Below are 12,737 nucleotides of genomic sequence, written 5' to 3' on the forward strand. Positions count from 1 at the left end.
TATATTAGATAGACCACCGGGGTCATTGAAATATGGCGGTAGTGCCTTAAAAAGTAAAAAGACTGCGGATATTGACCGCAGCTTTTTTTACTTTAGGTAGCTATTAAATCCTTCGTGTTTATGCGCGAAGGAATTTTTTGTGTTTTATAGATTTAATAATTGCTTCTTCTTAGCATCATATTCTTCTTGGGTGATTAAGTTATCGTCTAATAGTTGCTTATATTCTCGTATTTCTGCTGGAATATCAGTTGGCGTGGCAGGACTCTGAGATTCTTGTGCTTGCCAACCATCTAAAATTGCAATGACATGATTTAAATCTGAATATGCATGTCTAACAATAAAACCATCTGCCTTATTATCTTTAGCATTTAAAAGATTAACACTAGCGGTTCTACCATTAGTTAGGCTGATAACTACGCTCAGCTTATCGATATATTCATTCATTTTGCCACCAGTGGTACCAGCAATAATGGCACCTGGTGTGCCAGCAATGATTGCACCAACAGCTGCACGAGTAATAGTGTGGTGCTTAGTTTTATCATGGCCTTTTTCATTTACGTGGTATGAAACAATATCATCGGCATTTGCAGTAAATATGAGTCCATGAAACAACGTATTATCATAAATTTTTCTTTTTTCAATATCGAAGTAATAACCACCATAGCAAACAGATTCTGCCTTGATAGAGTCTTGTTCTTGTTTGTGCTGTTGCTTTGCAGCTTTTTCGGCATCTATTTCTGCTTGTTCCTTCTGTGCCTGTTTTAAATAAATATTATGAAAATCTACCCCTTGTTTAATAGATTTCCTAAAGTCCTCAATCGTATGTTCAGAAGCCCAGCCATGGGATTGAGTAGCTTTATACTTAGCTGCACAGTCTAGGCAGACGTAGGTAGAGTCTTTAAACTTTAGGGGATCATCTACTTTATAAATATCTTTTCCACAAAATGAGCATTGTGCTATAGATTGACGAAAACGATGGCTTACAGGAGCAACTTTTCTTTTGATAGCTTCTAACTTTACCGGATCATCAATCAATTCTTTTATTTCTGCAATAGTTTGATTGCCTATAAATTTATTCATATGTGCTTGATTAGCACCACCAGAAAAGTTACCCGTTTCAAAACAGTTTTCACAAATCACACTATCTTTTAAAGAAATTTGAATATCCCAAAAGCCCAACTCTTTACCACAAATACCACATTTCTTTGTTGCCATGATTAAAACCTCCTTCTCGATTCAATAACTTTACCTAAGATTTTACCTGGATTTTCTTTATTTAAAATGATTGGTTCCATTGAGGTAACGTAAGGCAAAAATTGTTTCACTTCTTGGTGATTAACAAAATACATTGATACGTAACCATCAGAATTTATTACTTAAATCTGAAATTATTGTACTACTTTTATTAATAGCTTTATATATTTTAATTATATAGTTGATTTCTGAATGAAATAACTAAATTTGATGCGCAAGAGACTTAAAAACAAATAAGCTGAAATTTTTCAAACCAACGGATTTTTAATAATTAATCCTGCTAAGACAGCAGCGATTACCAAGCAACTACCCCCAAATATTAGTAAAATTTTTCTAGTTTTGTGACCTTGACGCTTATCTAAGCTGTAAACAAGACTAAAACTGGCAAAAACAATGAGGAGCCCAGCAATTAATAATAAAGCAAAACTGTGATTCATATAAACGACCTTTTCTAAATTCTGTCTTAATTAAACCATACAAGCTTGTTTTTGGCCTATTAAATCGGGTATGATTATATCAAGATGGAGGCTTTTATGACTAAAATTAAGGTAATGACGGTTTTTGGCACTAGACCTGAGGCAATTAAAATGGCGCCGCTTGTGCTCGGATTAAAGGCTGATGAGCGGTTTGACGAGGTGACGGTGGTTAGCGCGCAGCACCGTGAAATGCTTGATCAGGTTTTGGAAATTTTCAAAATTCAACCGGATTACGACTTTAATATAATGAAGCAGAATCAAACGCTTGAAGAAATTACGGCTAAGGTAATGATTGACCTAGCTAAAGTAATTAAAAAAGAAAAGCCGGATATTGTCTTGGTGCACGGTGATACGACGACCAGTTTTGCGGCTAGCTTGGCCAGCTTTTATGAGCAGAGTACAATTGGTCACGTTGAGGCTGGCTTGCGCACGTGGAACAAGTATTCGCCATATCCCGAAGAAATGAACCGGCAGATGACTGATGACTTGGCAGACCTGTATTTTGCCCCAACTAAATTAAGTAAGGCTAATTTGTTAAAAGAAAATCACCAAGCTGACAATATTTTTGTCACAGGAAATACCGCAATTGATGCACTCAAACAAACGGTCCAAAAAGACTATCATCATGATGTTCTTGACCTGATTGAACCGGGGCACAAAATTATTTTGGTAACGATGCATCGCCGTGAAAATCAGGGTGAACCAATGCGGCGCGTATTTAAGGTAATGAAGCAGGTAGTCGATAGTCATGAGGACGTTGAGATTATCTATCCAGTTCATTTATCGCCACGTGTTCAACAAGTTGCCCGTGAAATTTTGGGTAATGACCCGCGAATTCATCTGATTGCTCCATTGGATGTAGTTGACTTTCATAATTTAGCCAAACGCAGCTACTTCATTATGACAGATTCTGGCGGGGTGCAGGAAGAAGCCCCATCGCTTAATAAACCAGTGCTAGTTCTGCGAGATACGACTGAGCGGCCTGAAGGTGTTAAGGCGGGAACATTAAAGCTGGTTGGAACTGAAGTTGATGCAGTACGTACGGCAATGCTTGACCTGCTTGAAGATAAGGCTGCTTATCAAAAAATGGCGAATGCCAAAAATCCGTACGGTGATGGTCACGCTGCTGAGCGAATAATGGACGATATTGCTTATTATTTTGATAAATCAAAGATGACTAAGCCAGCAGATTTTGAATGATTGAAAATTTATCTGCCTAAATTAAAGCCGATAAAGACTAAAATAATGCCACCTAAGTATGATAACAGTGCGTAAATCCAAAAGGTTTTGTAGGAATGGTTATGCCACAGAGCTACTAATTCAGTATTTAAAGTTGAAAAAGTTGTATAGCCACCCAAAACACCAGTGCCGAGTAAAGCATAGAGATATGGCTTAGCACCGCCACCAAAGAGTAATCCCAGCAAAAACGCTCCAGAGAGGTTAATCACTAAGGTTGCCACTGGCAAATTCTGGGTAAAATGTTTTTTGCCGTAATTAGTTAACCAGTATCGTACTAAGGAGCCAAGCGCGGCACCTAGTCCAGCAAGTAAGAGGGTCATCTTATGCTTCCTTTCTGGTTAAAGTAGCGCTTAAGCTATTGCCGCAATATTTCCCCAAAAAGGCGGAGAACATGCCAACGATAATTGAGCCAGCAAAGTAAATGAGTGCAATCTGTGACTTATTGTCTGTCAAGAGCTTTAGCGTATCAAGATTGAAGGTTGAAAAAGTAGTAAAAGCACCAATAAAGCCAGAACAGAGCCCGACGTTAAGCCAGTCACGCATGTCTTTAAATTCTAAGAAAAGATAAGTGCAGAAAGTTAATAAAAAGCAGCCGACGATATTTCCTAAAAAGGTACCGTAAAAACTAAAGTAATTGTTTAGCAGTGCGCGAGCAATACCGCCTAAAAAGGCGAATCCGGCAACACTTAGATAATTGATAAATTTATGCAAATTAACCATTCACTTTCAAATTAGCATTATTTTCTTTAGTAAAATTATAAAACAAAAAAGTCAAAAACTCATTTAAGAATTTTTGACTTTTATTTATTATTTTTATGCTTTTGCATTCGCTGTTTAGCTCGCTGCATCATCGTTGTTTCCTGTGCTTGGAACACCGACCGTGTAGTTAGGTAATTGAAAATCCCGACTAATACTTGATCAATAATTTTAACTGGTAAAGCATTAAGGTGCAACCATGAAATACCAACGGACATAATCATTTGGTCAGGAATCAAGCTAATAATTCGATAGGTAAAAAAGACGATTAGCTTGTGCCAAGTTGAATGATCCTGGTCGACATTATTAATAAAGACGGCCTTCTGGTTAAAGAAGTAAGAAGCTAGATTAGAAATTACAAACGCAATAATGTTAGAAAAGAAAACTGCTCCGCGCCACCATTTGTGCAGGATCATAAAGACAACTGTATTAATTAATGCGGCAATAAACCCAAAAACCATGTAAACAAATAGATTGCGGTGGCGTTTAACAAATTTAATGGGATGACGCCATGGATTAATCCTATTAGCCATTTAACCGATCAGCCATTTCCTCTGCAGCTTTATCGATTGCAGCGATTGCATCATCGTCTGGCGCATTTTCAATCGTTACTGGTGCGACAACTTCTTCAGCACCAACTTGTTTGAACATTTTTTCAAAGTCAAAAACATTCTCACAAAAATGGTCGTTGTAGGTCTTGTCACCGCTGCCCATTACTGCAAAATATTTGCCGCTTAAATCTAGCTCTTTTAGTTGTTCATAAAAGTCGGCAACATCGTCAGTCATCTTGCCCTCACCATAAGTGTAGGTCACAAAAATGCACAAGTCGCTTGCCAAGTAGTCGCTAGCGTCCGTGAACTCGGCCTCGCTAGTCTCTACATCAAAATCATAATCCTGTAGATCTTCTTCTAAAATCTCTGCCATATCTGCATCATTGCCAGTCATACTAGCGTAGACAATCCTTGCCTTCATGCTGTTCATACCTTTCCTATTTAGTTCATCATATTATTATACATAATTTAGGCAGATTGATGAAATTCTTTAGTAAACTTTTAAAAAACGCTATAATGTAAGCAAAGATAATTTTTAAGAGGAGAGTTTAGTTTTGATTACAATTAAATCCGTTCGGGAACTTAAAGGGATGCAGGCTTCAGGTCGATTACTGGCATCAATGTTTGAAGGCTTGCGTGATGTGATTAGGCCGGGAATTACGACTTGGGATATTGAAGAATTTTGTCAAGAATTTGTTAAGAGTCGTGGCGGGCGCTTATCTGAGCAAGGGTTTGAAGGCTATAAGTATGGCACTTGTATTTCGGTAAATGACCAGATTGCTCATGCAACACCGCGTAAAGATACGGTTTTAAATGAGGGCGACCTTGTTAAAGTTGATGTTACTTGCAACCTTAATGGCTTTGAGACTGATTCATGTACCACTTATCCAGTTGGTCAAATTTCAGATGCTGATCGCGATTTGATGGAAACGACCAAGAAGGCAATGTATCTGGGAATTGACCAAGCGGTTCTAGGCAATCGGATTGGTGACATTGGGGCAGTAATTCAACATTTTGTCGAAGACGAACACGGCTATGGCGATGTTAAGGAATTAGTCGGTCATGGTATCCAGCCAAGTATCCATGAAGATCCAGAAGTACCTCATTGGGGTAAGGCTGGCCATGGCTTGCGTTTGCGTGAGGGCATGACAATTACGGTTGAGCCAATGGTTGAAGCTGGTGGCGACTGGCGCATTGAGCAAAAGTCGGTTAGTGATCCTAATGATGATTGGGTTTATTACGCTACACCAGATGGCTCCAAGTCAGCACAGTTTGAGCATACTTTTGCCATTACCAAAGATGGTCCTAAGATTCTAACTTTACAAAAGCCTTATGACGGTTACGAAAAATACTTGCCGCATTTTGATGAAATGGATGATTAAGGTTGCATGAATAAAAGAAAAGAGACAACACCAAATCGTGTTGCCTTATTTTATAAGACGCTATCGCTCAAATTCTCGCAAGGTGAAGTGTTAACCAGCGCGATTGTCATTGCTTATTATGTTTTGTTTTCGATTTTTCCTTTAATTATTATTATCGGAAACATTTTGCCGCTGTTTCATATTGATACGACGCCAATTGCCAGTTATCTTGACCTGATTTTTCCAGATCGGATCGCCAAATTTATTATGCCGATTATTAACTCACTGTTGAAGCGTAAGTCGACTGGCTATATTTCGTTTGGTATTATTTTGGCCTTGTGGTCGGTTTCGTCGTTAGTTAACGCGATTAGAATTGGGATGAATCGCATTTATGGCGTGCGCATGACGGAATTAAAGCAGAAGTGGCAGATAACGGTGTGGACACGGTCAATTACTATTTTATTAACTAACCTAATGATTGTTATTTTTACTTTGCTAAGTTTAACCTTGATTTTTGGGCAGCAAGTGTTGGAATTTTTACGGCCAATTTTTTCTTTTTCAGTTGGTGAAATTGAAAAAATCTTCAGTTACCGTTACCCAGTTGTTGGCATTATTTTGCTTGGTGCGCTATTTTATTTAAATTACGTTTTGCCTAATGTTAAGCTGAAAAAGCGGGTAATCTGGCCAGGTGTCTTTACAACCTTAATTGGCTGGCTGCTACTATCTTATTTGTTTAGTTTTTACCTCCATCATTTTCACATCAGCTGGGAAAATTATGGCATTATTGGTACTTTTATTATTTTCATGTTATGGCTCAACATCTCTTCTATCTTGTTATTATTTGGTACCTGTGTTAATGCGGCGATTGTTTCACTTCGTGTTGGTAAAGTGAAATATTCTGTCGGTCATTTAGCAGAGTATATTCAAAGAAAACGCCACCAATAAAGTTGGCGCAATTGTGCAAAATCTGGTATATTGGATTTTAAAGTATGGATAAGAGAAAGCGTAAAAATATGAAAGTAAGGAAAGCTATTATTCCGGCAGCGGGATTAGGGACGCGGTTTATGCCCGTGACTAAAGCAATGCCCAAGGAAATGCTGCCAATTGTTGATAAGCCGACGATTCAATTTATTGTTGAGGAAGCTAAAAGTTCAGGAATTGAAGATATTTTAATTGTTACCGGTAAAAATAAACGGTCAATTGAAGATCACTTTGATTCTAATCCCGAGCTTGAGCAAAATCTGCAGGAAACAGGGAAAACCAATTTGCTGAAGATGTCGCGGGAAATTACGCAACTAGGGATTAATATCTACTATACCAGGCAGCCACATCCCTTAGGCTTAGGGGATGCCATTGCCCGCGGACGCAGCTTTGTTGGGGATGAGCCGTTTGTTGTTATGCTGGGTGACGACTTGATGCTGGACAAAGTGCCGCTAACTCAGCAACTAATCAACCGTTATAACAAGACCCATGCGTCAACAATTGCCGTCATGCCGGTGCCGCACAAGGAAGTTTCTAAGTATGGTGTCATTGAACCAGATAATGAAATTGTGCCGGGGTTAATTAATGTTAAGTCTTTCGTAGAAAAGCCAGATGTTGATAAAGCACCCAGTGATTACGCCATTATTGGTCGCTACTTACTAACGCCAGAAATTTTTGATATTTTGGCTAACCAAAAACCGGGACGTGGTGGCGAAATTCAACTGACTGATGCCATTGATACAATGAATAAGACCCAGCGTGTTTTTGCTCATGTGTTTACGGGTGAACGTCACGATGTGGGCAATAAGGAAAGTTACCTTGAAACTTCTATTGAATATGGCCTTAATCATCCTGAAATTAAAGATGATCTGCGCAAGTATATTATTAATTTGGGCCACAAGTTAGAGACTCAAGATAAGAAAAAGAAATAAGTAATATGATTTTAAAGCATTTTAGACGTTTTGTTTAAAATGCTTTTATTTTTATGAAAATGACTTTAAACTTTTTCTTAACCTCATCCAAACTCCTAGGTAAACATGCCAAAATCCGCTAAGATTTGGAAGTGAATCTGGTAGTAGGAGAATTTATTAATGAAAGACATTTTTGTTGTTGCTGCTAAAAGGACACCCTTTGGTCGTTATCGCGGGCAATGGACTGACCAAAACGCAGTTGACCTAGGCCAACTGGTTCTTACTGAAACTTTGCGCAGTATTGGCGTTGAGTCTAGTGAACTTGACGCTTTATTTATGGGCAACGTCTTGGGGAGCGGCTTGGGCCAAAACATGGCCCGACAAGTGGCGATCAATGCTGGCATGAAAACAACCAGCAGTAGCGTAACTATTAATGAAGTCTGCGGGTCAAGTTTAAAGGCGTTGCGCTTAGCTCAAGGGCAAATGGAGCTCGGCGACTTTGATTTTGTTGCTGTTGGTGGTAGTGAAAGCATGACTAACGCAGTTTATTACAATGAGGTTCGTAATCAGCCGGCAGAAAATAGTATCATGATGTCCGACGGCTTGACCGATGCTTTTTCCAGACAACTGATGGGAGTGACAGCGGAAAATGTTGCTGAAAAGTACCACATTTCACGCCAAGAAATGGATAGTTACAGCGTGCAGTCACATCAAAAAGCCGCACAAGCTGTTAAAGAGGGCTATTTTGCTTCCGAAATGATTTCGCTTAGCATTGATGGTCGCCGAATTAGCCAAGATGAAAATATTCGGTCTGATACCAATATGGCAGCATTAGCTAAACTATCTCCTGCGTTTGTTGCAGATGGTCAAGTGACTGCGGGTAATTCTTCGCCGCTCAGTGATGGTGCAAGCATGGTGCTTTTAGCAACTGCTACAAAAGTAAAGGAGTTGGGACTCAAGCCACTAGCACGTCTTGGGGCATTTGCGGAGTCCGGCACTGATTCAGCTTATATGGGTTTTGCGCCGTATTATGCTGTGCAAAAGTTGTTAAGAAGAACAGATCACAAGATTACTGATTATGACGTGGTGGAAGTTAACGAGGCATTTGCGGCGCCAAGTGTTGCTCTTGCGCATGCTTTAGCAATTCCACAGTCGCACCTAAATATTTTTGGTGGGGCAATTGCAGTGGGGCATCCCTTAGCAGCCACGGGCACAAGGCTAGTAGCAACCGCGATTAATGCACTTAACCACGTTAATGGCAATCGCGCCTTGGTCACGTTGTGTATCGGTGGCGGGCAAGCAATTGCCTGCGAATTAATTAGGGTGGAATAGATGAAGTTTTATCAATTAACGCCAGAAGAGCGGCGAGCTCTGCTTACAAAGCAGGGGATAAAATTAGATGCAATTGACCCAGCAACATTGCATCAGCTTGACCAATTGAGTGAAAATGTCGTGGGACAATTACGCTTACCAGTAGGATTGGTCCCAAATTTGCTGGTTAATGGCCAGCGCTATTGGGTGCCGATGGCAACAGAAGAACCCTCAGTTGTGGCAGCTGCTAATCATGGCGCTAATATTTTTAGCAAAAATAGTGGTGTGATTGCTCAAAGTGACCGGCAAGGGCTAGATGGTCAAATTATTTTGCAAAGTACGAGTGATTTTGAACCAACTGCCTTGCGGACATTATTTCCCCAACTAATTGAACAAGCTAATCATGAATTTGCCAGCTTGGTTAAGTACGGCGGTGGCGTAAAACGGATTGAGATGCGGCAAGAAGCTGAATTGGTCTACTTGAAAGTACTAGTTGACCCGGCCGAAGCAATGGGCGCCAATAAGGTTAATTCAATTTTGGAATTTTTGGCTGGAAAAATGGAAAAATTGCCGGGAATTAAGGCAAAATTGTTTGCGATTTTATCAAATTATCCGAGTCAATTAACAACTGTGCGAGTTAAGTTAATGGTAAATACAATTGGCGGGCTGGCGGTTGCTAACAGGATTGCATTATTAAGTAAGATTGGGCAAACCGATGTGTACCGTGCTGTGACTAACAATAAGGGTATCATGAATGGCGTTCATGCTGCGCTTATTGCAACGGGCAATGATTCGCGTGCTGTTGATGCTGCATGTGGTGTGCTAGTTAGTCAATCGGGGCAATATGCTAGCTTAAGTAAGTGGTATGTGCAGGGTGATAATTTATGCGGTGAATTAACTTTACCATTAGCAATTGGTACAGTTGGCGGCTCAATTACGGCCCGCTCTGATGTGCGTCAGAATTATCGTATTTTAGGAAAAAAGATTACAACGGCAGAACTAGCTAATGTGATTGCAACAATTGGTCTAGCTAATAATTTGGCTGCCTTGCTGGCGATTTCAACCGATGGTATCCAAAAGGGACACATGAAACTGCAGGCACGTAATTTAGTTGCGAATTTATCCGCAACAACTCAAGAAAAAGAGCAAGTCTTGCAATTATTAACGCAAAATCGTGAGTATTCACAGGCCGCAGCCGTTAAATTTTTACAACAAGTTAGAGAAAAGGAATAGTAATGCAAGTTGGAATTGACCAAATAGGATTTTATACACCCAATAAGTATATGGATATGGTAGATTTGGCTCATGCGCGTAATGAAGATGTTGATAAGTATTTAATCGGTATTGGTCAAAGTCAGATGAGTGTGGCCGACCAAACGCAAGATGCCGTTTCAATGGGGATTAATGCGACGCAATATCTACCGCAAATTGATCGCGAGCAGGTTGGACTTCTGATTTTTGGAACTGAAAGTGGTGTGGATCAATCTAAGTCAGCTTCCTTATTTGTCAAAAGTGCCCTGAACTTAGCACCTGAAGTGCGAACTTTCGAAGTGAAAGAAGCGTGCTTTGGCATGACGGCTGGTGTGATGATTGCCCGTGATTATGTTCGCCTGCATCCTCACCACAGTGCGATTGTTATCGGTAGTGACTTAGCTCGTTACGGTATCGGCACTTCTGGGGAAGTGACGCAGGGTGCGGGCAGCGTGAGTTTGCTAATTAAGGCTAACCCGCGCATTTTGACTTTAAATGACGGTCATAGCGCCTTTAGTCAGGACATTAACGACTTTTGGCGGCCCAACAATTCAGTGACGGCGCTAGTTGATGGTAAGTATTCCACGCAGGTTTACTTAGACTTCTTTCAAAGAACCTTTACTGATTATCAAAAACTAAAAAAGCTGCAAACAAGTGACTTTACGGCCCTGATCTATCATTTGCCTTTTACCAAAATGGGCTTGAAGGCTAACCGGTTGGCGATTGCTGACCAAGATGAAGCAACAAGTGAGCTGCTGGCGACTAATTTTACAACGGCCGCACGTTATGGCCGGGTGGTGGGAAATATCTACACAGCATCACTTTATTTAAGCTTACTTAGTTTACTCGAAAATAGCATTTTACCAGCTGATGCCTTAATTGGTCTGTTCTCATATGGTTCTGGTGCCATGGGGGAGTTCTTTTCGGGAAAAACAGTAGCAAATTATGAAAAAATGCTCAATCCTTCTGGAACTAAAAAGCTGCTGCAGCGACGGCAAAAGTTAGCGATTCCAGAATATGAACGAATTTTTACCACGGCTCTGAGTGATCCAATTGATGGGACAACATTAATTAGTGACGAGGAGGCAGGTTACTGGTATTTTGCAGGGACGAAAAACCGCATTCGCCAATACCGCCAAAAATAATAAAAGCAGGCTAAATTGACAGCCTGCTTTTTAAGTTAATCTAACTGAATTGGTCTCCGGTAAAATCTGGACGCCATAAAGCGGCAAACGTTTATTGCCATTTTGTACCCACAAAGGGATGCTGCGACCATGCATGTGTTTAACCAAGTGGAAGATTTTGACCTTAGTCATTGGCATTTGCCCTGGATAGAGCAAACATTCGCTTGCCGTGATTTTTAACCGAGCAAGCGGCAGCACTTTTTGCTCAATTGTTAAATAAAAGGTTGTTTGTTCGCTTAAATCGTTGGTTAATTGGAGTAAATCTGTAAGTCTCATTTTATTATACCTATACAAAATTAAAATGCTATACTAATGATATTGTATTTTTGATAGAAAGTTGGCTTAACTCTTTGAAACAATTAAAACACAAAAAATTATGGCTTTCATTAGTTACTGTGATTTTATTAATCTGTCTAATATTTACTGGTGCAGGCTTTTACTTCTTTAAAGTTGCCTGTGTTCCGGGACACAAGAGCTTTTTATCTTCTTCAAGTAAGGTAATTAAGAAGTCTGCCCCGCTATATAAGCAAAAGACGTGGTTCAAGCAGGTTAAAAAAGAAAAATGGTATATGCAATCTGCCGATGACAAGTATCGTCTAGATGCAAATTATATTCCTAGCAAAAATTCGCGTAAGACGGCGATTGTTTTGCCCGGCTACATGGACGTTAAGGAAAATATGGGCAAGTACGATGCGCTTTTTCATGAGTTAGGCTACAATACGTTAACACCGGATCCGCGTGCTCAAGGCAAGAGCCAGGGAAAATATATTGGCTATGGCTGGGTTGAAAAGGCTGATGTCAAAAAGTGGATTAATCGGGTGCTTGCCAAGAACGGTCAAAATCAGCAAATCGTTGTCTTTGGTGTCAGCATGGGCGGCGCCACAACAATGATGGTCAGTGGGTTGCAGCTGCCGAAGCAGGTTAAGGCGTTTGTTGAAGACTGTGGCTATACCAGTGTTAAGGACGAAATTGAGCATGAGGCTAAGGCGCTGTACAACATGCCAGCTTTTCCAAGGTTCCCATTAGTTGAAATTTTAAGTGGGATTAATCGCGTTAAAGTTGGTTATTTCCTTAAAGATGGATCAAGCATTAACCAGTTGCAGCAAAATCACCGACCAATGTTGTTTATTCATGGTGGTAACGATACTTTTGTGCCAACTAAAATGGTTTACAGTAATTATCGCGCTACTAAAGGCCCCAAAGAGCTTTGGGTTGCACCTAAGTCTAAGCACGCTCACTCTTATGAAGATCATCCTCAGGCATATAAAGCTCATGTCAGCAAGTTTTTAGCGCAATACGTTAAATAATAGCTAGTATTTGCAAGCGCTTACAATAGATGGTATGATAATTAGGTGGATAGTGTATCAGCAAAATCTAATCTCTTAAATTGTATATTGTCAAAATGCTCTGCTAATAATGAAATAATAGTAGGAATAATACCTTATCCGCAAACAAAAACAGT

At 40.0% G+C, this 12,737-nt stretch carries 14 protein-coding genes; 8 read left to right on the forward strand and 6 right to left on the reverse strand.

The window, feature by feature from the left end; translation table 11 throughout:
• Positions 1–144: 144 nt before the first annotated feature.
• Complete coding sequence (locus PT287_RS09075) at positions 145–1,215, reverse strand: SHOCT domain-containing protein (RefSeq protein WP_277134361.1); 1,071 nt, start codon at positions 1,213–1,215, stop codon at positions 145–147.
• Positions 1,216–1,787: 572 nt separating this feature from the next.
• Between PT287_RS09075 and wecB the strand changes: the two genes are divergently transcribed.
• Positions 1,788–2,930, forward strand: coding sequence for a UDP-N-acetylglucosamine 2-epimerase (non-hydrolyzing) (wecB, locus tag PT287_RS09080; RefSeq protein WP_277134363.1), 1,143 nt, complete (start codon positions 1,788–1,790; stop codon positions 2,928–2,930).
• Between the two features lie 8 nt (positions 2,931–2,938).
• Here wecB and crcB read toward each other — a convergent pair whose 3' ends face one another.
• The 4 genes from crcB to PT287_RS09100 form a co-directional block, all read right to left on the reverse strand.
• On the reverse strand, positions 2,939–3,289 hold the full coding sequence (gene crcB, locus PT287_RS09085; RefSeq protein WP_277134364.1) for a fluoride efflux transporter CrcB: 351 nt from the start codon (positions 3,287–3,289) through the stop codon (positions 2,939–2,941).
• Between the two features lies 1 nt (position 3,290).
• Complete coding sequence (locus PT287_RS09090) at positions 3,291–3,689, reverse strand: CrcB family protein (RefSeq protein ID WP_277134366.1); 399 nt, start codon at positions 3,687–3,689, stop codon at positions 3,291–3,293.
• Positions 3,690–3,769: 80 nt separating this feature from the next.
• Complete coding sequence (locus tag PT287_RS09095; RefSeq protein ID WP_277134368.1) at positions 3,770–4,258, reverse strand: GtrA family protein; 489 nt, start codon at positions 4,256–4,258, stop codon at positions 3,770–3,772.
• The gene (locus tag PT287_RS09100) at positions 4,251–4,697 is read right to left on the reverse strand and encodes a flavodoxin domain-containing protein (protein WP_277134370.1); all 447 of its coding nucleotides are present in this window, start codon (positions 4,695–4,697) and stop codon (positions 4,251–4,253) included. Before PT287_RS09100 ends, PT287_RS09095 begins: the two co-directional genes overlap by 8 nt.
• 133 nt (positions 4,698–4,830) lie before the next feature.
• On the opposite strand from PT287_RS09100, the gene map reads away from it, so the two are divergent.
• From map to PT287_RS09130, 6 genes are all read left to right on the forward strand, one after another.
• The gene (map, locus tag PT287_RS09105) at positions 4,831–5,658 is read left to right on the forward strand and encodes a type I methionyl aminopeptidase (RefSeq protein WP_277134372.1); all 828 of its coding nucleotides are present in this window, start codon (positions 4,831–4,833) and stop codon (positions 5,656–5,658) included.
• 6 nt (positions 5,659–5,664) lie between these two features.
• Positions 5,665–6,582, forward strand: a complete 918-nt coding sequence (locus PT287_RS09110) for a YihY/virulence factor BrkB family protein (RefSeq protein WP_277134374.1) — start codon at positions 5,665–5,667, stop codon at positions 6,580–6,582.
• A 68-nt stretch (positions 6,583–6,650) separates the two neighbouring features.
• Positions 6,651–7,550 (forward strand): UTP--glucose-1-phosphate uridylyltransferase GalU, encoded by a 900-nt coding sequence (gene galU / locus PT287_RS09115; RefSeq protein WP_277134375.1) that lies wholly within the window; start codon positions 6,651–6,653, stop codon positions 7,548–7,550.
• Positions 7,551–7,709: 159 nt separating this feature from the next.
• Complete coding sequence (locus tag PT287_RS09120) at positions 7,710–8,861, forward strand: thiolase family protein (protein WP_277134377.1); 1,152 nt, start codon at positions 7,710–7,712, stop codon at positions 8,859–8,861.
• The gene (locus tag PT287_RS09125; RefSeq protein ID WP_277134378.1) at positions 8,862–10,073 is read left to right on the forward strand and encodes a hydroxymethylglutaryl-CoA reductase, degradative; all 1,212 of its coding nucleotides are present in this window, start codon (positions 8,862–8,864) and stop codon (positions 10,071–10,073) included.
• A 2-nt stretch (positions 10,074–10,075) separates the two neighbouring features.
• Positions 10,076–11,236, forward strand: coding sequence for a hydroxymethylglutaryl-CoA synthase (locus PT287_RS09130; RefSeq protein WP_277134380.1), 1,161 nt, complete (start codon positions 10,076–10,078; stop codon positions 11,234–11,236).
• Between the two features lie 30 nt (positions 11,237–11,266).
• Here the strand turns inward: PT287_RS09130 and PT287_RS09135 are convergent, their stop codons facing one another.
• The gene (locus PT287_RS09135) at positions 11,267–11,551 is read right to left on the reverse strand and encodes a hypothetical protein (RefSeq protein ID WP_277134382.1); all 285 of its coding nucleotides are present in this window, start codon (positions 11,549–11,551) and stop codon (positions 11,267–11,269) included.
• Positions 11,552–11,670: 119 nt separating this feature from the next.
• Between PT287_RS09135 and PT287_RS09140 the strand changes: the two genes are divergently transcribed.
• Positions 11,671–12,582 (forward strand): alpha/beta hydrolase, encoded by a 912-nt coding sequence (locus PT287_RS09140; RefSeq protein ID WP_277134514.1) that lies wholly within the window; start codon positions 11,671–11,673, stop codon positions 12,580–12,582.
• Positions 12,583–12,737 lie beyond the last annotated feature (155 nt).

This window comes from Lactobacillus sp. ESL0679 (assembly GCF_029433515.1).
GTDB lineage: Bacteria > Bacillota > Bacilli > Lactobacillales > Lactobacillaceae > Lactobacillus.